This window comes from Streptomyces sp. CA-179760 (genome assembly GCF_050937045.1).
Classification (GTDB): Bacteria; Actinomycetota; Actinomycetes; order Streptomycetales; family Streptomycetaceae; genus Streptomyces.
The window spans coordinates 1,754,210-1,778,042 of record NZ_JBNJLZ010000001.1 but is presented as its reverse complement, the minus strand read 5'-3'; the positions used below and the strand labels follow the sequence as shown (position 1 = coordinate 1,778,042).

The window sequence follows — 23,833 nt, the reverse complement described above, 5'->3', positions numbered from 1 at the left end:
GGGCCGGTCCGCGGGGGCCTGCCAACCCTGGCCGACCCTAGAAAGGACTAGACCACATCGTCAATAGGTGCGTACCAAGCCCGGTGAGCGCGGCAACACGGTCTGTGAGGCAGCCCACACCGATCGCCTCTTTGAACGTCGATCAGGCGTGGCACACTGGCCGTGTACCAGTAGCAGCGCACTCCGGGGTCGGTGAAAGTCCGAACCGGCGGTTACAGTCCGCGACCCGGTCGCCTCCAGCGATCGGTTGACCAGGTGAAATTCCTGGACCGACGGTTAAAGTCCGGATGGGAGGCAGTGCGCGGCGGGCAGGCATACGTGCGTGCCGCCGAAGAGGTCCGTCCCCTCGGGGCGGGCTCCGTCCGGCGTCACCCCCGGTGTCTCTGCTCGTACATCTGTCGTCATCGACAGCCCCGGAGTCCGTGCCCCAAGAGGCAGGAGGACCCGGGAAGTGTTCACCGGAATCGTCGAAGAGCTGGGCCAGGTCACGGCCGTCGAGACCCTCGACGACGCCTGTCGCTTCCGCCTGCGCGGTCCCGTCGTCACCCAAGGCGCCAAGCACGGCGACTCCATCGCGGTCAACGGCGTCTGCCTCACGGTCGTCGACCACGAGGGCGACGAGTTCACCGCCGACGTGATGGCCGAGACCCTGAACCGCTCCAGCCTGGGCGCCCTCGCGGTCGGCACCCGCGTCAACCTCGAACGCCCCATGGCGGTCGGTGAACGCCTCGGCGGGCACATCGTGCAGGGCCATGTCGACGGCACGGGCGAGATCCTGGAGCGCAAGCCGTCCGAGAACTGGGAGATCGTGAAGATCTCCCTCCCCGCGGACCTCACCCGCTACGTGGTCGAGAAGGGCTCCATCACCGTCGACGGCATCAGCCTCACCGTCGTCGACGCCGGCCCCGACCACTTCACCGTGAGCCTCATCCCGACCACCCTCGCCCTGACCACGCTCGGCCACAAGGGCCCCGGCGACCCGGTCAACCTCGAGGTGGACGTCATCGCCAAGTACGTCGAGCGGATGATGGGCGACCGTGTGCGGGGGGCGGACCGGTGAACTGGCTCAACTCCGAGGCCTTCACGCTCTTCGGCCAGCACATCAAGTGGTCGGACATGATCGGCAACGTGATCGGTCTGATCGGCCTGGCTTTCGGCTGGCGGCGCTCCATATGGACCTGGCCCACCCAGTTCCTCTCGGGCCTCATCCTCTTCGCGGCCTTCGCCACCGCCCACCTCGCGGGCAGCGCCGGCAAGCAGATCGTCGTGATGCTCGTCGCCACCTACGGCTTCTGGCAGTGGAACCGCGGCCGGCGGCAGGCCCAGGACGGCTCCATCGCCGTACGGTTCGCCACCTGGCGCGAGCGCGGGGCACTGGCCGGCGCGGCCGCAGTCGGCACCCTCGCGGTCGGCGGCCTGTTCACCGCCTTCCCCAGCCTCTCCTGGGACCCCTGGCCGGACGCGTACATCTTCGTCGGCACGATCGTCGCGATGTACGCCCAGGCCCGCGGCATGGTCGAGTTCTGGTTCGCCTGGCTGCTGGTCGACCTGGTCGGCGTCCCGCTGAACTTCGCCAACGGCTTCGCCTTCTCCGGCTTCGTCTACATCATCTACGGCGCGCTCGTCCTGTGGGGCATGCGCGACTGGTGGCTGCGCTCGCGCGCGGCAGCACAGCCCACCCTGGAAGGAGCGCCGGCATGAGCGCCGCAACGGTCATGTACAACACCGACCACGTCGAGGACTTCGCGCTCGACCCCGTCGAGCAGGCCATCGCCGACATCGCGGCCGGCCGCCCGGTCGTGGTCGTCGACGACGAGGACCGGGAGAACGAAGGCGACCTCGTCATCGCCGCAGAGAAGGCGACCCCGGAGATCGTCGCCTTCATGATGAGCGAGTGCCGCGGCCTGATCTGCGCCCCCATGGAGGGCGACGAACTCGACCGGCTGCGCCTGCCGCAGATGGTCGAGGACAACACCGAGTCGATGAAGACCGCGTTCACGGTCTCCGTCGACGCCTCCGCCGCGCACGGCGTGAGCACCGGCATCTCGGCCTCCGACCGCGCCACCACGCTCCAGTTGCTCGCCGACGGCGTCTCGGGGCCCGACGACTTCGTCCGCCCCGGCCACATCTTCCCGCTGCGCGCCCGGCCCGGCGGGGTCCTGACCCGCAACGGCCACACCGAGGCCGCCGTCGACCTCGCCCGCCTCGCGGGCCTGCGTCCCGCCGGAGCGATCGTCGAGATCGCCGGCGAGGACGGCACGATGCTGCGGCTGCCCGAGCTGATCCCCTTCGCCCGCAAGCACGGCCTGACGATCATCTCCATCGAGGACCTGATCGCCTACCGCCGCGGCAGCGAGCCGACCGTCCGCCGCGAGGCCAAGACCCGGCTGCCCACCGCCCACGGCACCTTCACGGCGTACGGCTACCGCTCCACCGTCGACGGCGTCGAGCACGTCGCCCTCGTGCACGGCGAGATCGGCGACGGCGACGACGTCCTCGTCCGCGTCCACTCCGAGTGCCTCACCGGCGACGTCTTCGGCTCCGCCCGTTGCGACTGCGGCCCCCAGCTGGACGCCTCCCTGGCCCGTATCCAGGCCGAGGGCAGGGGAGTGGTCGTCTACCTGCGCGGACACGAGGGCCGCGGCATCGGCCTGATGTCCAAGCTGCGCGCCTACGAGCTCCAGGAGCGCGGCCGCGACACCCTGGACGCCAACCTCGAACTCGGCCTGCCCGCCGACGCCCGCGACTACGCCGCCGGCGCCCAGATCCTCGCCGACCTCGGCGTGCGCGGCGTGCGGCTGCTGACCAACAACCCCGACAAGACCGACGCGCTCGTCCGCCACGGCATCGCCGTCAAGGCGCGTGTGCCGATGCCCGTGAGCGCCGGCGAGCACAACCTCCGCTACCTGCGCACCAAGCGGGACCGGATGGGCCACGACCTGCCCTGGCTCGACACGACCACCGTGCCGGCCTGCAGCAACCAGTAAGACAGCACAGCGAGACAGCACAGCAAGTCGGCAGTGAGAAAGCTCTGAGGAGAGACGTGAGCGGCAAGGGTGCACCGGAACTGTCCGTACGCAATGTGGGTGACCTCCGGGTCGCCGTCATCGCGGCACAGTGGCACGAGAAGGTGATGGACGGTCTGGTCGACGGCGCGCTGCGCGCCCTGCACGACCTGGGCATCGACGAGCCGACCCTACTCAGGGTCCCCGGCAGCTGGGAGCTCCCGGTGGTCGCCAAGGTCCTCGCGGGCCGCGGCTACGACGCGATCGTGGCCCTGGGCGTCGTCATCCGCGGTGGCACGCCCCACTTCGAGTACGTGTGCCAGGGCGTGGCCCAGGGCCTGACTCAGGTGTCCGTCGAGACCGGCGTCCCGGTCGGCTTCGGCGTGCTGACCTGCGACACCGACGAGCAGGCCCTGGACCGCGCGGGCCTGCCCGGCTCGAACGAGGACAAGGGACACGAGGCGGTGACGGCGGCGGTGGCGACCGCGGCCACCCTCCGCTCGGTATCCGAACCCTGGCGCTGACGAAAGCGGTGTGTGGCATAGGCTGAGCGTCACCATGTCCAAGAAGACGTTCGAGGAGCTCTTCACCGAGCTCCAGCACAAGGCCGCCCAGGGCGATCCCGCCACTTCCCGCACCGCAGAACTGGTCGAGAAGGGCGTCCATGCCATCGGCAAGAAGGTCGTAGAAGAGGCCGCCGAGGTCTGGATGGCCGCAGAGTACGAGGGCAAGGAGGCGGCCGCCGAGGAGATCTCGCAGCTGCTGTACCACGTCCAGGTGATGATGGTCGCCCGCGGCATCTCCCTCGACGACGTCTACGCCCACCTGTAAGCCGCGGCCCGCCGCACCCGTTCCCGTAAGACACCACGCAAAGGAAGCCGACCTCATGCTGCGCATCGCCGTCCCCAACAAGGGTTCCCTGTCCGGCCCTGCGGCGGAGATGCTGCATGAGGCCGGCTACCAGCAGCGCCGGGAATCCAAGGAGCTGCGGATCGTCGACCCGGTGAACGAGGTCGAGTTCTTCTACCTCCGCCCCCGCGACATCGCCATCTACGTCGCCTCCGGCCAGCTGGACATCGGTCTCACCGGCCGCGACCTGCTCATCGACTCGGGCGCCGAAGCCGAGGAGATCCTGCCCCTCGGCTTCGCCCGCTCCACGTTCCGCTACGCCTGCAAGCCCGGCACTGTCGGCGGCCTGGCGGACCTCGCCGGCAAGACCGTCGCCACCTCCTACGAGGGCATCGTCGCGGCGCACCTCGCGGACCACGGCATCGACGCCTCCGTCGTCCACCTCGACGGCGCCGTCGAGACCGCCATCCAGCTCGGCGTCGCCCAGGTCATCGCGGACGTCGTCGAGACCGGCACCTCGCTGCGCAACGCGGGCCTCGAGGTCGTAGCCGAGCCGATCATGAAGTCCGAGGCCGTCGTGATCCGCCGCACCGGCGCGGACGCCGACGACCCCAAGGTGCAGCAGTTCCTGCGCCGCCTCCAGGGCGTCCTGGTCGCCCGGACGTACGTGATGATGGACTACGACTGCCGCGTGGAGCAGCTGGAGAAGGCCGTGGCCCTCACCCCCGGCCTGGAGTCCCCGACCGTCTCCCCGCTGCACAACGAGGGCTGGGTCGCCGTCCGCGCGATGGTCCCCGCCAAGGAGGCGCAGCGCATCATGGACGACCTCTACGACATCGGTGCCCGGGCCATCCTGACCACGGCCATCCACGCCTGCCGTCTCTGAGGGGCGTACACCGATGTCCGATCTGCCCACTCTGCCCGTCACTTTCCGGCCGGGCAGCACCCGCGCGGTGCTGCTCTCCGCCGCCGTCGCGATCCTGGTCGTGATCACGGCCGTCGCGATGCTGCTGAAGCAGCTCAGCCCCGCCGAGCGCCTCAGCTTCGTCGTCACGGCGCTTCTGCTGGACGCGGTGCTGCTCCTGCTGGCCCGGCCCAAGGTCGTCGCCGACGAGTCCGGCGTCACCGTGGTGAACCTCACGAACAAGCGCCGGCTGGAGTGGGCCGAGATCCTTCAGGTCACTCTCCGGCCCGGCGACCCCTGGGTGTTCCTCAACCTCAGCGACGGCACCAGCCTGCCTGTCCTCGGTATTCAGCCGGGTATCGCGAGGCAGCGGGCCATCGCCGACGCCCGGGCGCTGCGGGCGCTCGCCGAGGCCCGTTCCGTGGCGAACGAACGGCAGCAGAGCTGACTCGGGGAAACCACTGGGCGGTCGCCACTGCCGCACCGGGCCGTGTCTTGATTAATCTGTTGGCGGAGGCGCGCACGGATGCGCCTCCGCCTCTGCTGCCCCGCCCGGTGCACAGGGGCCCCTGCTAACCGAGGAGTGACCCTCTCCGGCGATGGACGGATCGTCCTGTAGTACCTGCGCCGCCCCCTGCCGACATAGCGCGGACCTCGTTCTCGAGGTACGCGACTTTGCGGAGGCGGCGGCATCATGACCACCCCCCTGCTGCTCCTGGCAGCCGCGTTCCTGCTGATTCTCGCCAACGGATTCTTCGTGGCGGCCGAGTTCGGACTCGTGACGGTCGAGCGGCCCGAGGCCGAGAAGGCCGCCGCCGAGGGCGACCGACGCGCCCACCGCGTCGTCGAATCACTCAAGGAACTGTCCTTCCAGCTCTCCGGCACCCAGCTCGGCATCACCATCACCTCCCTCGTCGTCGGCATGCTCGCCGAACCGGCGCTCGCGGAGCTGCTGCACGGCCCGTTCACCTCGATCGGCATACCCGAGGGAGCCGTCTCCGGTGTCACGGTCGTCGTCGGCATGCTGCTGGCCTCCGCCGTGCAGATGGTGATCGGCGAACTCCTGCCCAAGAACTGGGCGGTGTCCAGGCCGCTTCAGGTCGCGCGCTTCGTCGCGGGCCCGCAGCATGTCTTCGCCCGGCTCTTCCGCCCGGTCATCGCCGGCCTCAACGCCGTCGCGAACCGGCTCGTCCGCGCCCTGGGAATCGAGCCCACCGAGGAGCTGGCCTCCGCCCGCACCCCCGGCGAACTCGTCTCCCTGGCCCGCCACTCGGCCCTGGCCGGCGCCCTGGAACAGGACACGGCCGACCTCTTCGTCAGGACCCTGTCGCTGGGCGAGCTGACCGCGCAGCACGTGATGACTCCGCGCGTGAAGGTCAGCGCCCTGCAGTCCTCGGCCACCGCCGAGGACGTGGTCAACCTGACCCGCGCCACGGGCCTGTCCCGCTTCCCCGTCTACCGGGAGAAGATCGACGAGGTCGTCGGCATGGTCCACCTCAAGGACGCCCTGGCCGTGCCCGTGCGGGACCGGCTGCGCACCCCCGTCGGCCGCATCGCCCGCCCGGCGCTGCTCGTCCCCGAGACGCTGCCCGTAAGGCCGCTGCTCGCCCGCCTGCGCAGCGAGCAGCCCATCGCGGTCGTCGTCGACGAATACGGCGGCACGGCCGGTGTCGTCACGCTGGAGGACATCGTCGAGGAGATCGTCGGCGAGGTCCGCGACGAGCACGACGGACACGACCTGCCCGAACTGGCCTCCGCGCCGCCGGAGGACGGCAGGCCCGCCTGGGACGCCGACGGCAGCTGCCGTGTCGACATCCTGCGCCGCATAGGCCTCGACGTGCCGGAAGGCCCGTACGAGACCGTCGCGGGCCTGATCGCCGATCTGCTGGGCCGTATCCCGGCCGTCGGCGACAAGGCGGAGCTGCCCGGCTGGCGGCTGTCGGTGCGCCAGGTCGGCCACTACCGCGCGGAGCGGGTCCGGCTCGTGCGGACGGCCCCGGTGGCCGCCATGGTGGAGGCCGTCCGATGAGCGTGCTCCAACTTCTCTTCGCCGCGCTGCTCGTGCTCGCCAACGGCTTCTTCGTCGGCGCCGAGTTCGCGCTCGTCTCCGTACGCCGCAGCCAGATCGAACCCCTCGGCACCGCCCGGGCCCGGCAGGTGCTGTACGGCCTGGAGCGGCTGCCGCAGATGATGGCGGCGGCCCAGTTCGGCATCACGATCTGCTCCCTCACCCTGGGCGCGGTCGCCGAACCGACCGTCGCGCATCTGCTGGAGCCGGTCTTCGAGTGGGTGCATCTGCCGCACGGCATGATCCACCCGCTGACCTACGTCATCGCCCTCGCCGCGGTGGTCTTCTTCCACCTCGTCATCGGCGAGATGGTCCCGAAGAACCTGGCGATGGCGGCCCCCGAGAAGGCCGCGCTGTGGCTCAGCCCCGGCCTGGTCTGGTTCGCCCGTTTCTGCAAGCCGATCACCGCCGCGCTCGGCGCGGTCTCCCAGGGCATCCTGCGGCTCTTCCACGTCGAGCCCAAGGACGAGGTGGAGGCCGTCTTCACCAGCGAGCAGCTCAACCGGCTGGTGGAGGACGCCGGCCAGGCGGGCCTGCTCGACCCCGAGGAGGCCGAACGCTTGGAGGACGCCCTGGAGCTGGGCTCGCGCCCGGTCACGGACGTCCTGCTCAAGCGCGAGTCCCTGGTGACGGTCAGCCCGTCCGTCACCCCCGGGCGCATCGTCGAGCTCACGGCCCGGACCGGGTACTCCCGGTTCCCGGTCGCGGCGGAGAACGGGGCGTTCATGGGCTATCTGCATGTGAAGGACGTCCTGGACCTGGAGCACTCCGACCGGGCCGTGCCGCAGCAGTTGTGGCGGCCCATGACGACACTGCGGTCCGAGCTGCCGCTGGACGACGCGCTGACGGTGATGCGGCGGGCCGCGACGCACCTGGCCCAGGTGGCCGACGGTTCGGGGAAGGTGCTCGGGCTGGTCGCGCTGGAGGACGCGCTGGAGCTGTTGGTGGGGGAGGTGCGGGATCCCGCGCACCGGCAAGTCCCCGAGATCAGGCTGACCGAGCCGAGGTCCGGCGAGGAGGTGCTGGCGACCTAGGGCTTGTCGTTTGGACCAGGCCGCAGACGCGGGGTCCGGCACGCGCATCTGCCGCGTTGTCGTCGGTTGCCGATGCTCCGCATCGCCGCCCTTCTCCGCCTTGCAACCGCACGCACCAGACCCCGCTCACCGGCGATTTCCAGGAACCGTCAGTTTCCTGCGACCTGATCCAAACGACAGGCACTAGGCCCGGCCGCCCCACGCCGGTTCTCACCGTCCGGGCGGATCCTGCGGCCCCCGCCCGGACAGCACCTCCCCGTACGCCTGCATCAGATCCGGCAACCGCAACGTCGCCAGGTCCTCCCTGCCCAGCACCCCGGGATAGACGGACAACCGCAGATCCCGGTACGCACAGCTCTTCTCGTACAGCGTCCGCAGGAACCGTCCGTTGCCCAGTTCGTCGATCCACCCTTGGTCGACCACATGCCCGGCGATGGACCGCAGCTCGTCGAGGGCCTCCTCGTCCCAGTGGTCGCCGTTCTCCGCCGCGAGCACCTTGCCGATCTCGGTGAGTTCGAGGGGACGGTAGGAGGGGAAGTCGACGCGGGTGGTGAAGCGGGAGGACAGTCCGGGGTTCGCGGCGAGCAGACGGTCCATGCCCTCCGGGTAGCCGGCCAGGATCACCACGAGGTGGTCGCGGTTGTCCTCCGCCCGCTTCAGCAGCACTTGGAGAGCCTCGTCGCCGTACGCGTCGCCCTTGCCGTAGCCCGAGTTGGACAGCGAGTACGCCTCGTCGACGAAGAGGACGCCGCCGAGGGCCGAGTCGATCAGTTCGTTGGCCTTCACCGCCGTCTGCCCGAGGTACTCGCCGACCAGGTCGGCCCGCTGGGCCTCCACAAGATGGTCGCCGCCGAGCAGCCCGAGGGCGTAGAAGACGCGGCCGAGGATACGGGCGACGGTGGTCTTGCCGGTGCCGGAAGGGCCGGAGAAGACGAAGTGCCGCTTGGGCGGCTGGACCGGCAGGCCCTGCCCGGCCCGCAGCCGGGCCATGTTCAGCTGCGCCGACAACGCCTTGACCTGGCGTTTCACCGGCTCCAGACCGACCATGCGCTCCAGCTCGGCGAGTGCCTCCTCCAGTAACGCGGGATCGGTGGGCCCGGCGGGCAGGGACGGTCCCGGGGAAAACCTCTCGCGCACGGCCGGGTCCGCCACCGGCGGCAGGGGGGCGGAGCCCGGCGGCTCGAGGTCGGGCAGCCTCAGGTCGCGGCCCTCGGTGCCGAACAGCGGGTCGAACCCGTCCGGCCCGTCCACGGCGTCCTGGCCGAGGCCCGGGAGCGTGATCGCCGCGAGGTCGGCGGAGTCGTCGTAGCCGTCGCCCTCGGCGATCGCGGCGAGCCGGGCCGAGGTGTCCATGAAGGCCGGGTCGACGCGGTGCACGGCCCGGTAGAGGGGGAGGGCCGCGGCGCTGCGGCCGGTGCCCTCGTGTGCCCGGGCCAGCCAGTAGCGCAGCTCCTTGCGCTGGGGCTGCTCGCTGCGGCAGCGCATCAGCGCGGCGGACAGCAGCGGTTCGGCCTGGCCGTACATCTCCAGACGGACCCGGGCCATGCCGCCGAAGAGCCCCGTCTCGATGCCGAGCACAGGGTCGTCGACGAGCGGGTCGGTGTGGCGGACCAGCTGCTCCCAGTCCTTGACCAGATAGGCGCGGCAGGCGTGCAGAAAGCGGGCCTGGGCGTCTGTGTCCACCGGCGGCAGCCCGGCGAGGGCCCGGTCCAGCTCGGGGACGTGGCGGCCGTCCAGCCAGTGGGAGGCGTGCGCGAGCAGCAGGTCGCGGGGGCTCTCCAGCACGGGCTGCACCCACCAGCCCAGCCAGTACCAGGAGTTGAGGGTGCGGCGGTAGCGGGAGCGCTGCTCACCGAAGCGGTCCCGGTGCCGGAACATCCTGAGCAGCGCGGTCGTCGTGTCGACGCGCAGCGCGTGCAGCCCGAGCCAGCCGTCGGCCATCCCGGGATCCGTCCCCACGGCGGCGCGGAACTCCTCCTCCGCCTGCGGATAGGCGCCCATGGTGTAGGCATCGACGCCTCGCAGCCAGGCGAGGTCGGCCGGGGCCTGCGGGCCCTGCGTGCCGAAGTCCATCACGTCCCCCACGAACCGTGCCCCCGTCGGTATGCCAACGAGCCGTCCCCCGGCCGGCTTCCCTGCTCGAACCGCTGTGCCACGGACCGGAGTTGCGAGGTGCGCGGAGCCACCGGCCGTAGGTCGCGACGAGGGCATCGTACCTGCGGGGGCGGCGCCCCCGAAGGGTGCCGCACGGGTCGTTCACCGAGGTGGGAGCGGATGCGGCGGACCGACGCACGGTGACCGAGTGTGAGCGTTCGGCGCCTCGCGGGGGCCGGAAAAACGGAAGAAGACAGAACGAAGCCCCCGATCACGGGGGAACAACCGGGGGCTTCGCGTCTGTGGGCGGCTCCGAATGGCCGCACATTGAGAACGTAAGTCCTGTACGGCCCACCGGTCAAGCCGAGTTGAAGCACTCCAACAAGTTGAACCGCAAGCGCATTCACAAGTTCAGCACACTGCGGGCGGTCCGTCACCGTGCGTGAGGAACTGGTCCGTTCCAGCAGTCCCAGCGGGCCCCGGAAACACCTCGTACCCCTTCTCTCCCTGCCGTACCAGGAGATCGGCGAAGGGCCGCGAGGGATCGTCGGCGAAATGCCGCCGCTCCGCCGGGACCCACCCGTCCCAGAACTCCCGCTGCTCCTCACCGTCCCGCGACCGTCCCCGAGCCCAGGCCTCCTCGCGCGGCAGCTCCATCCACAGCAGCAGGGCCAGGTGGGGCCGCAGCGCCCGGCGTCCCGCGCCGACGCCCTCGACGAGGATCACCGGCGCGGGCGGCAGGGGGTGCGGAGGGCCGAAGCCGCGGGCGCGCCAGTCGTAAGGGGTGTAGTGCGCGGTCCGGCCGTCGGTCAGCGGATCGATCACCTGGTCCAGCAGCCGTCCGGCCCAGCCGAACAGTTCGTCGTGGCTGGCGATGTCGTCGAGGCGCAGCACCGGCGCGCCGCCGAGCGCCTCGGCCAGCTGTTCGGCGAACGTGGTCTTTCCCGATCCGGCGTGTCCGTCGACGCCGACGAGACGGACCGGGCCGCAGGAGGGGGAGAGGCGGCGGATCCGGGAGGCCAGGTCGCGGACGGCGGGCCCCGGCGCGGGGCGGAAGGACGGATTCATCTCGCGCAGCACTCTAACGACCTGGGGAGTGACCACGCAGCCCACGGCTCCTGCCACTGGTCGACGCCAATATTGGTGGGCGTGGCGCGGGTCGAAGTGCTGGCAGGACCCGGCGGGCTGTGCTCATATGTGGCGCACACGCATGTGCGACCGACCGTGCAACGGACCTGCCCCGCCCCTGCCCGACTCCGACATCCGGGGGTCCCCGCCATGAGCAGAGCCGAACAGCCGTCCCGCAGAACCGTCCTGGCCGCCGCGGTCGTCGCCGCCGTCACCGCGAGCGCGGGTCCGGCTGCCGCCGACACCGAGATCCTCATGACGACCGACACCGCAGATCCCGCTCGTGCGGTCCCGGCCCGCACCGTGGACAACCGGGCCTGGGCCTCCTACGGCGACTGGCGCGGCGGCACCGCCCGGGGTGCCCGCGCTGTCGCGGGCGACCGCCCCGGCCTGGTGATCGCGAAGCCCGCCGGAACCACCGACTACCGGGACCCGCACACCGGCACCACCGCCTCCTGGGAGTACGGCACCTGGACGTCCCCCGTCCACCGCCTCACCGTCCCCGCGACGGAGGCGATCGTCTCCTGGAACGCGCGCACCCCGGCCGGCACCTGGATCCAGGCCGAGCTCAAGGGCACCTACACCGACGGAACCAGCAGCCCCTGGTACGTGATGGGCCGCTGGGCGTCCGGCGACAAGGACATCCGGCGCACCTCGGTCGACGGCCAGAGCGACGGCAAGAGCACCGTCTGGACGGACACGCTGGCCGTCGACGACCCGGCGACGGGTCTGCGCCTGGCCTCCTACCGCCTGCGTCTGACCCTGTACCGCAAGCCCGGCGGCAAGGCCACGCCCACCGTGTGGCGGCTCGGCGCGATGGGTTCCGACGTCCCGGACCGGTTCACCGTCCCGGCGTCCGCGCCCGGCCTCGCGAAGGAACTGGACGTCCCGCGGTACTCGCAGGAGATCCACAAGGGCCGCTACCCCGAGTACGACAACGGCGGCGAGGCCTGGTGCAGCCCGACCTCCTCCCAGATGATCATCGAGTACTGGGGCGGCCGGCTCACCCCGGAGCAGCTTGCCTGGGTGGATCCCTCGTTCACCGATCCCCAGGTGTGCCACGCGGCCAGGTTCACCTACGACTACCAGTACGCGGGCTGCGGCAACTGGCCGTTCAACGCCTCCTACGCGGCCACGTTCAAGGATCTCCAGGCCGTGGTCACCCGGCTCGGCTCGCTCACCGAGCTGGAGACGCTGATCGCGGCGGGCATCCCGGCCATAACGTCCCAGTCCTTCCTGAAGGAGGAGCTGACCGGCGCCGGGTACGGCACCGCCGGGCACCTGATGACGGTCATCGGCTTCACGGCCGGCGGCGACGTGATCGCGAACGATCCCGCCTCGGCGAGCAACGCGGCCGTGCGGCGCGTCTACCGGCGGCGTGAGTGGGAGAACATCTGGCTGCGGACCAAGCGGTACAACGCCTCGGGCAAGGTCGTCTCCGGCACCGGCGGTGTCTGCTACCTGTACTTCCCGGCGCGCCCGACCGCGGCTCAACGCAGGGCGCTGACAGCCGTGGGCGTACGCGTGTGACCAAGCTCTCGGCCGCAAGAGCCGCCCCGGGTGGCAAGGTGGGCGGAACTTCGGGGGAAGTCCGCCCGCCCCACCGGATCAGCGAGAAGCCATGACCGCACACTCAGTCACCGCCGCCACCGCCGCCACAGGCGTCCGCACAGGCGGCCCCGAGGACGACGGCCCGAGGATCGCCGAGCATGTCATGGGCTGGACGCTCGTCGTGGTCGTCGCGATGCTCGTGACCCAACTCGGGCTGCTCTGACCCTGTCCCGGACCGCTGTGACCTGACCCGCGACCCGGCCCTCCGACCTGCCATACTGCGCATGTCCCGCCTCGCCCGCCTGGAACCAGGGTCGAAATTGAATATCAGTCAACAGCCTGCCGCGCGCCCCAGAGCCCGCGGCACCGAGCGCTCGCTGGCGCGCCGTGCCGAACTCATCGCCATCGGCCGGAGGTTGTTCGCCGACACGTCCTACGACGCGCTCTCGATGGACGACATCGCCCGGCAGGCTCACGTCGCCAAGGGGCTCATCTACTACTACTTCCAGTCCAAGCGGGGCTACTACCTGGCCATCATCCAGGACTCGGTCACCGACCTGGTCACCCTGGCGGCGAGCGGGCTGGAACTCCCCCCGGTCGACCGTGTCCAGCGCACGATCGACAGCTATCTGCGGTACGCCGAGAACCACCAGGCCGCGTACCGCACGATCGTCAGCGGCGGGGTCGGCTTCGACACCGAGGTGCACGCCATCCGGGACGGTGTGCGCGAGGCCATCGTCGCCACCATCGCCGAGGGCGCGTACGGCCGCGTCGACATCACCCCGCTGGCGCGGATGGGCCTGCTGGCCTGGGTGTGCAGCGTCGAGGGCGCCACCCTCGAATGGATCGACCGCCCCGAACTGCCCCGCGAGACCATGTGCGAGCTGCTGGTGAAGGGGCTCGGCGGCGCCCTGCGCGCGATCGAGGACCTGGACCCCGCCTACCCGGCCCCGCAGGCGGCCGCCCGCCAGGACGCGTGAGGCGGGGGCGGAGGGCCCGTCACGGTCCCTCCGCCCTCGGCCCGCCCCGCGTTACCTGATGGCCTTGATCAGCTCACCGTTCGCCGTGTCACCGCTCAGCTCCCAGAAGAACGTGCCGCCCAGACCCTGCTGGTTCTTGTACGTCATCTTGGTCCCGATGGTCGCCGGGGTGTCGTAACTCCACCAGTTGTTCCCGCACTTGGCGTAGGCCGTGCCGGCCACCGTCCCCGTCGCCGGGCACTTGGCCTTGAGCACCTTGTAGTCGTCGATGCCCTGCTCGTACGTGCCCGCCGCCGGGCCGGTCGCGGTGCCCCCGGGGGCCGACTGGGTGACGCCGGTCCAGCCGCGCCCGTAGAAGCCGATGCCGAGCAGCAGCTTCGAGGCGGGGATACCGAGGCCCTTGAGCTTCGCGATGGTCGCCGACGTGTGGAGGTTCGCCTTCGGAATGCCGGAGTACGAGGTCAGTGGGGAGTGCGGGGCCGTCGGGCCGGCGGTGTCCCAGGCGCCGAAGAAGTCGTACGTCATCGGGTTGTACCAGTCGACGTACCGGGCGGCGCCCGCGTAGTCCGCCGCGTCGATCTTGCCGCCGGGCGTGGCGTCGGCGGTGATCGCCGCGGTGACGAGATTGGCGGCGCCGAACTTGGCACGCAGGGCCTGCGTCAGGTTCCGGAAGGCCGCCTTGCCGCTGGTGTCGCAGGTGGCGCCGCAGGCGTTCGGGTACTCCCAGTCGATGTCGATGCCGTCGAAGACATCGGCCCACTTGGAGTTCTCGACCAGGTCGTAGCAGGACTGGGCGAAGGCGGCCGGGTTCCTGGCGGCCTCGCCGAAGCCGCCCGACCAGGTCCAGCCGCCGAAGGACCACAGCACCTTGAGGTCCGGGTGCTTCCGCTTCAGCTCGCGCAGCTGGTTGAAGGTGCCGCGCAGCGGCTGGTCCCAGGTGTCGGCCTTGCCGTCGACGGACTCGGCTGCGGTGTAGGCCCGGTCGGTGGCCGCGTAGGCGTCTCCCATCGCGCACTTTCCGCCGGTGACGTTGCCGAACGCGTAGTTGATGTGCGTGAGCCTGGCCGCCGAGCCCGACGTCTCGATGTTCTTGACGTAGTACTTGCGGTCGTAGGTGCCCCATTCGGTGAAGTACCCGATGACCTTGGATCCGGCGGCCCTGGAGCCGGGTGCGGCCTTCGATGCCGCGGCGGCCTCCTGAGCCGAGGTCGTCGCGGTGGCGGTCGAGGTGCCCGCGCCGGCCAGTAGACCGGCGCCGAGCACGGCGCAACAGGCCGCGGACACGATGGCCCGGAAGCGGGAGGTGTGGGGGGTGTGCATCCGGAGTCTCCTCGTGGGGAGAGGGAACGCGCGCCGATTGGCATGCACGCGATGAATCGGTGAAGCGAAACGGTAGGAGGACTAGACCAGTTCGGTCAATGGTGCGGACCAATCTCGATCCGGCGGATGTGCTCGGGCATTACCTGAAGTAAGCGGTCGTTAACTGGTGACTGCATGCCTCCGATCGGGCATACTCACAGCGCACAGCCGCTGGTCAGCAGCTTCCGAGACCCGGGACTGCAAGCATCGGCCAGGCACCAGAACGACCCGGCGGCGCCGCCCCACCCATGGGCCCGACCGCCAGTGCCCGACAGGGAGGAGAGCGTCGCCATGCCCGACCGCGCCCCGCAGCCGGTGGACCGACAACTGCCCACGGAGGAGGCCCGGGAACTGATCTCGCTCGTCCGTGACATCGCGCGGCAGGAGATCACCCCGAAGGCGGCCGAGGAGGAGGACGCCGGCCGCTTCCCGCGTGAGCTGTTCACCCTGCTCTCGCACTCCGGACTGCTCGGCCTGCCGTACCCGTCCGAGTACGGCGGCGGCGACCAGCCGTACGAGGTCTATCTCCAGGCACTCGAAGAGCTGGCCGCGGCCCGCCTCACGGTCGGCCTCGGCGTCAGCGTGCACTCCCTGTCCTCCTACGCGCTCGCCGCCTACGGCACCAAGGAACAGCAGGTCGAGCACCTGCCCGGGATGCTCGCCGGCGGCCTGCTCGGCGCCTACTGCCTCTCCGAGCCGCAGTCCGGATCGGACGCGGCGGCCCTGCGCACCAAGGCGGTGCGGGACGGCGACGGCTGGGTGATCACCGGCACCAAGGCCTGGATCACCCACGGCGGGATCGCCGACTTCTACACGGTCATGGCGCGCACCGGCGAGGAGGGCCCGCGCGGGATCACCGCGTTCCTGGTGCCCGGCGACGCGCCGGGGGTGAGCGCGGCGGCGCCAGAGAAGAAGATGGGGATGAAGGGCTCGCCCACCGCCCAGGTCCACTTCGACGGCGTACGGATCTCCGACGACCGGCGCATCGGCGAGGAGGGGCAGGGCTTCGCGATCGCCCTGTCCGCGCTCGACTCGGGCCGGCTCGGCATCGCGGCGTGCGCGATCGGCGTGGCGCAGGCGGCGCTCGACGAGGCGCTGGGGTACGCGGCCGAAAGGCGCCAGTTCGGGAAGGCGATCGCTGACTTCCAGGGGCTGCGCTTCATGCTCGCCGACATGGCGACACAGATCGAGGCGGGCCGGGCGCTCTACCTCGCGGCGGCGCGGCTGCGGGACGCGGGCCGGCCGTTCGCCAGGCAGGCGGCCATGGCCAAGCTGCACTGCACCGACACCGCGATGCGGGTCACCACCGACGCCGTGCAGATCCTCGGCGGCTACGGCTACACCGCGGACTTCGCGGTCGAGCGCTATATGCGCGAGGCCAAGGTGCTGCAGATCGTCGAGGGCACCAACCAGATCCAGCGGATGGTCATCGCCCGGCATCTCGTGGGTCCAGAGGAACGCTGAACTGGTCGAGGCCCCGCCAGGGCGCCGCGAGCCGCATCCACTCCGGGTCGTGCCGGCCCGGCAGGGTGCGGCCACGCTCGGCCCAGGTCCGCATCAAGTCGCGGTAGATGGGCGGGTCCTGGTAGCGCGGCGCGGTCGGCCGAACCGATTCTGCGGGTGCCGGGACGAAGAGGAGGCGCTGACGCCCGGTCGCTGAGGAGATGGGGGTCATACCAGGGCAACGCGGCGGAGGCCGGACAGGTCACCGGGTGGTGGAATAGGGCGTGCGTTCAGGGTTGCCCCTTCTCGCCCGGCTTCCCGCTCGGCTGGGGCCCGGGAGCGCACGCTGCCCGAAGGGTGTCAGGGCGCACCGAACCGCACCACGGCGCACTGTGAGCCATGGCGCGGTTCAGTCACAGGTGTGGAGCGAGCGGGCCGGGAAGGCTCGTACTCAGGCCGCCTGGCGGCGCATGACGGGGACCCTGATCGGGCGCGAGCCCGGGCCGCCGACGTGCGAGAAGGGCTGGGTCCGCCAGTCGAGCCCCTGAGGGAGCGTCAACAGCAGGGCGGTGTCCTGCTCCTGAGGATCCACGGACTCGTCCGCGGGGCGGGCGTCCGTGGCCCTGCGGCCGGTGCCGGCACAGACCGTGAGTCCGAACGGGTTCCACGGCGAGGCGCACAGCGCGTGCTCCGGCAGAACCTCTTCGTCCGCCAGTAGCGCGATTGGCTGAGCGCAGTCCGGGCAGACGACCCGGAACATCTCGAAGGTGTCGTAGGAGTCGAGTTCGTCGTCGAAGGTGTCGGGTTCGACGCCCTCCGGCTCGGGCTCGATGACGAGCTGCGGCCTCTTGGGCGCGGTGCGACCAGGGCGCTTAAGACTCTGCATTGGGTTCTCCCCCTCGGACTGGGCCGTTCAGGCACTGCGGCCTCGACCACAGCAAGCACTTCCCGTCCCCTCTCGGCGGTAATCACGAGAACATCACGGAGACCGTTCGAGTCCTGTGGCGTTCGTCACATGCCGCGCGCAGGTGCCCACTGTGGTGGGTTTGTCCCCCGGACGGCTGACCGTCGACTTCCGGCCACATCACGAACGGGGCATGACCTGCGCTGCTCAGGTATCGGAGGAGATCAACGGCACTGTAGGTTCTTGCGCCATGGAGGAGCTGGACCGACAGATCGTGCAGCTGCTCGTCAAGGACGGGCGGATGAGCTACACCGACCTGGGCAAGGCCACGGGTCTGTCCACGTCGGCCGTGCACCAGCGGGTGCGCCGGCTGGAGCAGCGCGGCGTGATCCGCGGCTACGCCGCGGTCGTGGACCCGGAGGCCGTCGGGCTGCCCATGACCGCGTTCATCTCGGTCAAACCGTTCGACCCCAGCGCGCCCGACGACATCGCGGAGCGGCTCGCGGGCGTGCCGGAGATCGAGGCCTGCCACAGTGTCGCCGGGGACGAGAACTACATCCTCAAGGTGCGGGTCGCCACGCCGCACGAGCTGGAGGAACTGCTCGCCCGGGTGCGGTCGTTGGCGGGGGTCTCCACGCGGACGACGGTGGCCCTGTCCACTCCGTACGAGGCGCGGCCACCGCGGATCTGACCGCCGTCGGGCGCGGAAGGCGACCCTTGTTCTGACTGATCGGGGCCAGGCGCGAGACTGTTGTCCATGAGTGAGTCCAGCGCCCCGTCGAAGACCGTCCTGCTCCGTCGCGGAGAGGTGCACAGCCCTGCCGATCCGTTCGCCACGGCGATGGTCGTGGAACGCGGGCAGATTGCCTGGGTGGGGTCGGAGGGGGCCGCCGACGCCTTCGCGGACGGGGTCGACGAGGTGATCGACCTCGACGGCGCGCTGGTCACCCCGGCGTTCACGGACGCGCATGTGCACACCACCGCCACCGGGCTCGCGCTCACGGGCCTCGATCTGTCCGCGGCGCCCTCCCTCGAGGCCGCCCTGGCCCTCGTACGGGACTTCGCCGACTCCCGGCCGGACGACCGCGTCCTGCTCGGACACGGCTGGGACGCCGCCCGCTGGCCCGGCGGCCGCCCTCCGACCCGTGCGGAGCTGGACGAGGCCGCCGGACACCGGCCTCTCTACCTCAGCCGGATCGACGTCCACTCGGCGGTCGTCACCACCGCCCTGCTCGACCTGGTGCCCGGCGTCGCCCGCGCGGACGGACCACTCACCGCCGACGCCCACCACGCCGTACGGGCCGCCGCGTTCGCGGGCGTAACGCCTCAGCAGCGCGTCGAGGCACAGCGCGCCGCGCTCGCGCACGCCGTCTCCCTCGGCATCGGCACGGTCCACGAGTGCGCGGGCCCGGAGATCTCCTCCGAGGACGACTTCACCGGCCTGCTGCGCCTGGCCGCCGGGGAACCCGGGCCGCGCGTCGTCGGCTACTGGGCAGAGCGGGACCTCGCCAAGGCGCGGGAGCTGGGCGCGGTCGGCGCCGCGGGCGACCTGTTCGTCGACGGCGCCCTCGGCTCGCACACGGCCTGTCTGCACCAGCCGTACGCCGACGCCGGTCACTCGGGCCATTCCTATCTGGACGCCGACGCCGTGGGCGCCCATGTCGTCGCCTGCACCGAGGCGGGTCTCCAGGCCGGTTTCCACGCCATCGGTGACGCGGCGGTGGACGCCGTGGTCGAGGGCGTGCGCACCGCCGCCGGGAAGCTGGGCCTCGCCCGCGTCCGCGCCGCCCGCCATCGCGTCGAGCACGCCGAAATGCTCACCCCGGACGCGATCGCGGCCTTCGCCGAACTCGGCCTCACCGCCTCCGTGCAGCCCGCCTTCGACGCCCTCTGGGGCGGCGAGGACGGCATGTACGCGCAGCGACTGGGTGCCGAGCGGGCACGTGCGCTGAACCCGTTCGCCGCCCTGCTGCGCGCCGGTGTCCCGCTCGCCTTCGGCTCCGACAGCCCGGTCACCCCGCTCGACCCGTGGGGCACGGTCCGGGCCGCCGCCTTCCACCGCACGCCGGAGCACCGCGTCTCCGTGCGTGCCGCGTTCACGGCGCACACGCGCGGCGGCTGGCGGGCCGTGGGACGGGACGACGCGGGCGTCCTGGTGCCGGGCGCCCCCGCCGACTACGCGGTGTGGGGCACCGGCGAGCTCGTGGTGCAGGCCCCGGACGACCGGGTCGCCCGCTGGTCGACGGACCCCCGCTCCGGTACCCCGGGTCTGCCCGACCTGACCCCGGGCCGCGACCTGCCCGTCTGTCTGCGCACCGTGGTGGGCGGACGCACGGTCTTCGTACGGCCGGGCGAGTGATCTACGGGGGTGGCGCGCATGCGATCGTGTGCCACGCCCCCGGCGCGCGACCTGCGCATCCTCCGCACTGACCAGGCCTTTGCCGGACTATGCGCAGGTCAAACGGCTGTTGACAGGCGGCCGCAGGTGGCCGGTAGGTTCGGCGGAGTCCACCACCGGACGCCCGACCGGGAACGTCCGCGCACTCGCCGCAGCGCCGCCGGGTCAGGGACGGTGTGCCGCACCGGGCACCGCCACTGGGAGCCAGGCTCAGGCCGGCACAGCGCCGAGGGAACGTTTCGGCCGGTCGGGGAGGTGTGACCCGGGAGGGGCCCGGCCGCTCAGTAGACAACGGCTTTCGGTCGATCCGCAGCCAGCGGGTCCCAGGTCGGCCCGAAGGGCGCCGGGCCCCCATCCGCCGTACGCTCGTCCGCGAAAGCGCGTTCTTATCCGCGCCTCGCGGATTCGGCACCCCTGTTCGAACGTCCTGTCGCGTCATCGCAGGCCGGGCCCACTATGGTGGATCCCTGCGTACGGACTTGAAGGGGCATCAGTGAACGACGGCGACGGAACCCTCGCGGCAGGAGCCCAGGGGAGGAAGTTCGGCCCGCTCGGCACCGCCTTGGTGATCATCCCGACCTACAACGAGGCGGAGAACATCAAAGGCATCGTCGGCCGGGTGCGCGAGGCCGTCCCCGAGGCGCACGTACTCGTGGCCGACGACAACAGCCCGGACGGCACGGGCAAGCTGGCCGACGAGCTGACAGTGGACGACGACCACGTCCACGTGCTGCACCGCAAGGGCAAGGAGGGCCTGGGCGCGGCCTACCTGGCGGGCTTCCGCTGGGGCCTGGAGCGCGACTACGGCGTGCTGATCGAGATGGACGCCGACGGCTCCCACCAGCCCGAGGAACTGCCCCGTCTGCTCACCGCCCTCAAGAGCGCCGACCTGGTGCTCGGCTCGCGCTGGGTGCCCGGCGGCCGGGTGGTGAACTGGCCGAAGTCCCGAGAGATGATCTCCCGGGGCGGCAGCCTCTACTCCCGGCTCGCGCTCGACCTGCCGCTGCGTGACATCACCGGCGGCTACCGGGCGTTCCGCCGCGAGACCCTGGAGGGTCTCGGCCTCGAAGAGGTCGCCTCGCAGGGCTACTGCTTCCAGGTCGACCTCGCGCGTCGCTCGGTCAAGGCCGGCTACCACGTCGTCGAGGTGCCGATCACCTTCGTCGAGCGCGAACTGGGCGACTCCAAGATGAGCCGCGACATCCTCGTCGAGGCGCTGTGGCGGGTCACGGCGTGGGGCGTGGGGGAGCGGGTCGGCAAGGTCACTGGACGCGGCGGCAAGCCGGCCCAGTCCTAGCGGACCCTCTGGGTCGCTCAGGAGTGGCTGATCAGCCCTTATCCCGGACTGAGCCGGGTCCAGGCACACTGGAGGCATGACGACTGGCGCTCAGACCCCCAGTACCCCTGCCCGGCCGCGGCGTTCCCGGCTGCGTACGTTCCTGCCCTTGGGGCTCGCGGCATGGCTCGTGCTGGAGATCTGGCTGCTCACCGTGGTCGCGGGGGCGTCCAGCGGGCTGGTGGTCTTCCTCGTCCTGCTCGCGGGCCTCGTCCTCGGCTCGGTCGTGATCAAGCGGGCCGGCCGGCGTGCCTTCCGGAAGCTCTCCGAGGCGCTGCAACAGCAGCAGAGCGGTGAGATGCCGGCGGCGGCCCGGCCGAACAGCGAGGGCAACGGCCTGATGATGCTGGGCGGGCTGCTGCTGATCATCCCCGGTCTGGTGTCGGACGCGGTGGGGCTGCTCCTGCTGCTGCCACCGGTCCAGAAGGCCGTGAGCGGCTCCGCCGAACGCACCTTCGAGCGCAAGCTCCGCGAGGCCGACCCCGGCACTCTGGGCGGCGCGTTCCAGCAGGCCAGGATGCACCGCCCTGACGGCAAGGTCGTCCAGGGCGAGGTCATCAGGGACGAGCCGGGCGACGCACCCACGGAGCCGCGCCCGCCGTTGACGCACTGAGCGTTCGGGCGGCCCGGGCACACAGTCCGGGCCGCCCGGCGCACACGGGTACATGGGCATGAGAAAACCGTGGGCGCCGTACATGATGTACGGCGCCCACGGTTCTGCTGCGCTGTTCGGCCAGGGCCGAAGGGCTCAGGCCGACTTGCGGCTGCTGTCCCGGGGATGAATCGCGATGTTCATCGCACCGGAGCGCAGCACCGCCAGGCGCTCCTCGAGGACCTCTTCGAGCTCCTCACGGGTGCGCCGCTCCATCAGCATGTCCCAATGCGTACGCGCGGGCTTGCCCTTCTTCTCTTCCGGGACATCGCCGTCCACGAGGAGTGCCTGGGCCCCGCAGACCTTGCACTCCCACTCCGGCGGGATCTCCGCCTCGACCGAGAAGGGCATCTCGAACCGGTGCCCCTTCTCGCATGCGTACTCCACGGCCTGGCGCGGAGCCAAGTCGATGCCGCGGTCCGTCTCGTAGCTGGTCACCACGAGGCGCGTGCCGCGAAGAGCTCGCTCACTCATGAATCGTGCCTCCCGGGCTTGTCGCCCACAGGACAGGTGTCGCTGTCGTCGTCATCCGGTCAACGTCCGGTCGGCGGTAAAGATTCCCGTTCCGAGTCCCGTTCCGGGTCAAGCGTCGCCGTCGTAGCCGCAGCCTTGTCAACCATTGCAGTACCCGCCAGCGCCCGGTTTGTCACATCTGCTAGCAGATGTAACCTAGCGTTTCGGCATCTTTGACGCGCAGTAACGGTACGCCTGGCAGGCCAAACGCGTACACTACAGCCCTTTCGCGCTGAGTGCTAAATCTTGTCAGGAACCGGATTCCCCGCTTCGCGGATCGCACGCCCCACGGGTACCCGGGCGAGCAGGACGAATCCGATGACGAAGAAGCCCACCAGCGAGATGATCGCGTCCCGGTAGCTCCCGGTCACCTGGTAGGTGAGCCCGAACAGCAGCGGCCCGAGCCAGCTCATACCGCGGTCGCTCATCTCGTAGGCCGCGAAGTATTCGGCCTCCTTCCCTGGCGGGACGAGATGGGAGAACAGGGAGCGGGACAGCGCCTGGCTGCCGCCGAGGACCAGCCCGATCCCGGCGGCCAGGACGAAGAACCACACCGGCGCCCCGGCCGGCAGGAAGTATCCGGCCGCCAGCGTCAGCGTCCACGCGACCAGCGAGCCGAGGATCGTGCGCTTCGCCCCGTAGGTCCGCGCCAGCCGGCCCATCGTCAGCGCGCCCGCCACCGCCAGTACCTGCACCAGCAGGATGGCGCCGATCAGCGTGGACTGCCCGAGGCCCAGTTCCTCGGAGCCGTAGAGCGAGGCCTGGGAGATCACCGTCTGGATGCCGTCGTTGTAGACGAGGTAGGCGAGCAGGAAGGCCAGGGTCAGCGGGTGGCGGCGCATGTCACGGACGGTCGCCGCGAGCTGCCGGAAGCCGGGGAGGGCGGCCTCGCGTGCGGCGGACCCGCGGTCGCGCAGCCGCCGGAGCGGAATGAGGGCGAACGCGCCCCACCACAGACCGGCCGACGCCAGGCAGATGCGGACCGCCGCGCTCTCGGAGATGCCGAAGCCCTCGTGCCCCGTATAGAGGACGAGATTGACCACGAGGACCAGCGATCCCGCCGCGTAGCCGAAGGCCCAGCCTCGGGAGGAGACCGCGTCCCGTTGCTCGGGCGGGGCGATCTGCGGCAGATAGGAGTTGTAGAGCATCATCGCCACGGACTGTGACGCGTTCGCGACGACCAGGAGGGCCCCGCCGAGCAGATAGCGGTCACCGTCCAGGAAGAACATGGCCGTCGTGGCCGTGGCGCCCGTGTAGGCGGCGATCGCGAGGAGCGGCTTCTTGCGGCCGGTGCGGTCGGCGGCGGCGCCCACCAGGGGCATCACCAGCACGGCCACGATCACCGACAGGGACACCGAGTACGCGAAGAAGGAGCCGGCGCGCACCGGGATCCCGAGGGGGTGGACGTACCCCTCGGCGTCGGCCGCCGACTCGGCGACCGAGGTCAGATAGGGGCCCAGAAAGACGGTGAGCACGCTCGTCGAGTAGACGGAGCACGCCCAGTCGTAGAAGTACCAGCCCCGCTGCTCGCGTCTGAGATCCGCCGCCCCGTCGTCCTGCGGTGTCCGCACGGTGTCGGTGCCCACCCGCGCCCTCGCTTCCCCGTGAACGCGCG

General features: G+C 70.9%; 23 protein-coding genes and 1 riboswitch. Of the genes, 17 read left to right on the top strand and 6 right to left on the bottom strand.

Annotated features, from left to right (window positions below):
- Positions 1-174: 174 nt before the first annotated feature.
- A riboswitch (FMN riboswitch) is annotated at positions 175-305 on the top strand.
- 146 nt (positions 306-451) lie between these two features.
- The 9 genes from ACQEV8_RS07815 to ACQEV8_RS07775 all read left to right on the top strand — a co-directional run bounded on the left by ACQEV8_RS07815 (position 452) and on the right by ACQEV8_RS07775 (position 7,860).
- The gene (locus ACQEV8_RS07815; RefSeq protein ID WP_432958455.1) at positions 452-1,060 is read left to right on the top strand and encodes a riboflavin synthase; all 609 of its coding nucleotides are present in this window, start codon (positions 452-454) and stop codon (positions 1,058-1,060) included.
- A complete protein-coding gene (locus tag ACQEV8_RS07810) occupies positions 1,057-1,701 on the top strand; it encodes a nicotinamide mononucleotide transporter family protein (protein WP_432958454.1) in 645 nt (214 codons plus the stop codon). The genes ACQEV8_RS07815 and ACQEV8_RS07810 overlap by 4 nt, the downstream gene beginning before the upstream one ends.
- The gene (locus ACQEV8_RS07805) at positions 1,698-2,987 is read left to right on the top strand and encodes a bifunctional 3,4-dihydroxy-2-butanone-4-phosphate synthase/GTP cyclohydrolase II (RefSeq protein WP_432958452.1); all 1,290 of its coding nucleotides are present in this window, start codon (positions 1,698-1,700) and stop codon (positions 2,985-2,987) included. The genes ACQEV8_RS07810 and ACQEV8_RS07805 overlap by 4 nt, the downstream gene beginning before the upstream one ends.
- Before the next feature lie 56 nt (positions 2,988-3,043).
- Positions 3,044-3,529, top strand: a complete 486-nt coding sequence (gene ribH, locus ACQEV8_RS07800; protein WP_328337377.1) for a 6,7-dimethyl-8-ribityllumazine synthase — start codon at positions 3,044-3,046, stop codon at positions 3,527-3,529.
- 34 nt (positions 3,530-3,563) lie between these two features.
- Entirely contained in the window at positions 3,564-3,836 is a 273-nt protein-coding gene (locus ACQEV8_RS07795) for a phosphoribosyl-ATP diphosphatase (RefSeq protein WP_003988914.1), read from the top strand.
- 55 nt (positions 3,837-3,891) lie between these two features.
- Positions 3,892-4,740 (top strand): ATP phosphoribosyltransferase, encoded by an 849-nt coding sequence (gene hisG / locus ACQEV8_RS07790; RefSeq protein WP_432958449.1) that lies wholly within the window; start codon positions 3,892-3,894, stop codon positions 4,738-4,740.
- Positions 4,741-4,753: 13 nt separating this feature from the next.
- Positions 4,754-5,206, top strand: a complete 453-nt coding sequence (locus ACQEV8_RS07785) for a PH domain-containing protein (protein ID WP_432958447.1) — start codon at positions 4,754-4,756, stop codon at positions 5,204-5,206.
- 246 nt (positions 5,207-5,452) lie between these two features.
- The gene (locus ACQEV8_RS07780) at positions 5,453-6,787 is read left to right on the top strand and encodes a hemolysin family protein (protein ID WP_432958446.1); all 1,335 of its coding nucleotides are present in this window, start codon (positions 5,453-5,455) and stop codon (positions 6,785-6,787) included.
- Positions 6,784-7,860, top strand: coding sequence for a hemolysin family protein (locus ACQEV8_RS07775; RefSeq protein ID WP_432958445.1), 1,077 nt, complete (start codon positions 6,784-6,786; stop codon positions 7,858-7,860). Before ACQEV8_RS07780 ends, ACQEV8_RS07775 begins: the two co-directional genes overlap by 4 nt.
- 210 nt (positions 7,861-8,070) lie before the next feature.
- Here ACQEV8_RS07775 and ACQEV8_RS07770 read toward each other — a convergent pair whose 3' ends face one another.
- Positions 8,071-9,933 (bottom strand): AAA family ATPase, encoded by a 1,863-nt coding sequence (locus ACQEV8_RS07770; protein ID WP_432972526.1) that lies wholly within the window; start codon positions 9,931-9,933, stop codon positions 8,071-8,073.
- A 432-nt stretch (positions 9,934-10,365) separates the two neighbouring features.
- Entirely contained in the window at positions 10,366-11,022 is a 657-nt protein-coding gene (locus ACQEV8_RS07765) for a uridine kinase family protein (RefSeq protein ID WP_432972523.1), read from the bottom strand.
- A gap of 210 nt (positions 11,023-11,232) precedes the next feature.
- Between ACQEV8_RS07765 and ACQEV8_RS07760 the strand changes: the two genes are divergently transcribed.
- The 3 genes from ACQEV8_RS07760 (at position 11,233) to ACQEV8_RS07750 (ending at position 13,613) form a co-directional block, all read left to right on the top strand.
- Complete coding sequence (locus tag ACQEV8_RS07760; protein WP_432958443.1) at positions 11,233-12,612, top strand: peptidase C39 family protein; 1,380 nt, start codon at positions 11,233-11,235, stop codon at positions 12,610-12,612.
- A 91-nt stretch (positions 12,613-12,703) separates the two neighbouring features.
- Positions 12,704-12,856 (top strand): SCO1431 family membrane protein, encoded by a 153-nt coding sequence (locus tag ACQEV8_RS07755; RefSeq protein WP_432958441.1) that lies wholly within the window; start codon positions 12,704-12,706, stop codon positions 12,854-12,856.
- Positions 12,857-12,953: 97 nt separating this feature from the next.
- Positions 12,954-13,613, top strand: coding sequence for a TetR/AcrR family transcriptional regulator (locus ACQEV8_RS07750; protein ID WP_399020921.1), 660 nt, complete (start codon positions 12,954-12,956; stop codon positions 13,611-13,613).
- A gap of 51 nt (positions 13,614-13,664) precedes the next feature.
- Here ACQEV8_RS07750 and ACQEV8_RS07745 read toward each other — a convergent pair whose 3' ends face one another.
- On the bottom strand, positions 13,665-14,933 hold the full coding sequence (locus tag ACQEV8_RS07745) for a glycoside hydrolase family 18 protein (protein WP_432958440.1): 1,269 nt from the start codon (positions 14,931-14,933) through the stop codon (positions 13,665-13,667).
- A 330-nt stretch (positions 14,934-15,263) separates the two neighbouring features.
- Between ACQEV8_RS07745 and ACQEV8_RS07740 the strand changes: the two genes are divergently transcribed.
- Entirely contained in the window at positions 15,264-16,436 is a 1,173-nt protein-coding gene (locus tag ACQEV8_RS07740; RefSeq protein ID WP_432958439.1) for an acyl-CoA dehydrogenase family protein, read from the top strand.
- Positions 16,437-16,866: 430 nt separating this feature from the next.
- Here ACQEV8_RS07740 and ACQEV8_RS07735 read toward each other — a convergent pair whose 3' ends face one another.
- A complete protein-coding gene (locus ACQEV8_RS07735; protein WP_432958437.1) occupies positions 16,867-17,301 on the bottom strand; it encodes a hypothetical protein in 435 nt (144 codons plus the stop codon).
- 268 nt (positions 17,302-17,569) lie between these two features.
- Between ACQEV8_RS07735 and ACQEV8_RS07730 the strand changes: the two genes are divergently transcribed.
- The 4 genes from ACQEV8_RS07730 (at position 17,570) to fxsA (ending at position 21,666) form a co-directional block, all read left to right on the top strand.
- On the top strand, positions 17,570-18,010 hold the full coding sequence (locus tag ACQEV8_RS07730) for an Lrp/AsnC family transcriptional regulator (RefSeq protein ID WP_382840758.1): 441 nt from the start codon (positions 17,570-17,572) through the stop codon (positions 18,008-18,010).
- Between the two features lie 66 nt (positions 18,011-18,076).
- A complete protein-coding gene (locus ACQEV8_RS07725) occupies positions 18,077-19,678 on the top strand; it encodes an amidohydrolase (RefSeq protein WP_432958435.1) in 1,602 nt (533 codons plus the stop codon).
- Positions 19,679-20,210: 532 nt separating this feature from the next.
- The gene (locus ACQEV8_RS07720) at positions 20,211-21,014 is read left to right on the top strand and encodes a polyprenol monophosphomannose synthase (protein ID WP_432958433.1); all 804 of its coding nucleotides are present in this window, start codon (positions 20,211-20,213) and stop codon (positions 21,012-21,014) included.
- A gap of 76 nt (positions 21,015-21,090) precedes the next feature.
- The gene (fxsA, locus tag ACQEV8_RS07715; protein ID WP_432958431.1) at positions 21,091-21,666 is read left to right on the top strand and encodes an FxsA family membrane protein; all 576 of its coding nucleotides are present in this window, start codon (positions 21,091-21,093) and stop codon (positions 21,664-21,666) included.
- 135 nt (positions 21,667-21,801) lie between these two features.
- Here fxsA and ACQEV8_RS07710 read toward each other — a convergent pair whose 3' ends face one another.
- Both ACQEV8_RS07710 and ACQEV8_RS07705 read right to left on the bottom strand, forming a co-directional pair.
- Positions 21,802-22,179 (bottom strand): RNA polymerase-binding protein RbpA, encoded by a 378-nt coding sequence (locus ACQEV8_RS07710; protein WP_184597099.1) that lies wholly within the window; start codon positions 22,177-22,179, stop codon positions 21,802-21,804.
- A 278-nt stretch (positions 22,180-22,457) separates the two neighbouring features.
- Positions 22,458-23,804 carry an MFS transporter gene (locus ACQEV8_RS07705; protein ID WP_432958429.1) on the bottom strand — a complete coding sequence of 449 codons (1,347 nt, stop codon included), beginning with the start codon at positions 23,802-23,804 and terminating at the stop codon, positions 22,458-22,460.
- Positions 23,805-23,833 lie beyond the last annotated feature (29 nt).

Bases quoted from the DNA above. Each gene is read 5' to 3' on its own strand.
- ACQEV8_RS07805 (WP_432958452.1), top strand. From the start codon at position 1,698: ATGAGCGCCGCAACGGTCATGTACAACACCGACCACGTCGAGGACTTC.
- ACQEV8_RS07795 (WP_003988914.1), top strand. From the start codon at position 3,564: ATGTCCAAGAAGACGTTCGAGGAGCTCTTCACCGAGCTCCAGCACAAG.
- hisG (WP_432958449.1), top strand. From the start codon at position 3,892: ATGCTGCGCATCGCCGTCCCCAACAAGGGTTCCCTGTCCGGCCCTGCG.
- ACQEV8_RS07785 (WP_432958447.1), top strand. From the start codon at position 4,754: ATGTCCGATCTGCCCACTCTGCCCGTCACTTTCCGGCCGGGCAGCACC.
- ACQEV8_RS07780 (WP_432958446.1), top strand. From the start codon at position 5,453: ATGACCACCCCCCTGCTGCTCCTGGCAGCCGCGTTCCTGCTGATTCTC.
- ACQEV8_RS07775 (WP_432958445.1), top strand. From the start codon at position 6,784: ATGAGCGTGCTCCAACTTCTCTTCGCCGCGCTGCTCGTGCTCGCCAAC.
- ACQEV8_RS07770 (WP_432972526.1), bottom strand. From the start codon at position 9,933: ATGGACTTCGGCACGCAGGGCCCGCAGGCCCCGGCCGACCTCGCCTGG.
- ACQEV8_RS07765 (WP_432972523.1), bottom strand. From the start codon at position 11,022: ATGAATCCGTCCTTCCGCCCCGCGCCGGGGCCCGCCGTCCGCGACCTG.
- ACQEV8_RS07760 (WP_432958443.1), top strand. From the start codon at position 11,233: ATGAGCAGAGCCGAACAGCCGTCCCGCAGAACCGTCCTGGCCGCCGCG.
- ACQEV8_RS07755 (WP_432958441.1), top strand. From the start codon at position 12,704: ATGACCGCACACTCAGTCACCGCCGCCACCGCCGCCACAGGCGTCCGC.
- ACQEV8_RS07745 (WP_432958440.1), bottom strand. From the start codon at position 14,933: ATGCACACCCCCCACACCTCCCGCTTCCGGGCCATCGTGTCCGCGGCC.
- ACQEV8_RS07740 (WP_432958439.1), top strand. From the start codon at position 15,264: ATGCCCGACCGCGCCCCGCAGCCGGTGGACCGACAACTGCCCACGGAG.
- ACQEV8_RS07735 (WP_432958437.1), bottom strand. From the start codon at position 17,301: ATGCAGAGTCTTAAGCGCCCTGGTCGCACCGCGCCCAAGAGGCCGCAG.
- ACQEV8_RS07730 (WP_382840758.1), top strand. From the start codon at position 17,570: ATGGAGGAGCTGGACCGACAGATCGTGCAGCTGCTCGTCAAGGACGGG.
- ACQEV8_RS07725 (WP_432958435.1), top strand. From the start codon at position 18,077: ATGAGTGAGTCCAGCGCCCCGTCGAAGACCGTCCTGCTCCGTCGCGGA.
- fxsA (WP_432958431.1), top strand. From the start codon at position 21,091: ATGACGACTGGCGCTCAGACCCCCAGTACCCCTGCCCGGCCGCGGCGT.
- ACQEV8_RS07710 (WP_184597099.1), bottom strand. From the start codon at position 22,179: ATGAGTGAGCGAGCTCTTCGCGGCACGCGCCTCGTGGTGACCAGCTAC.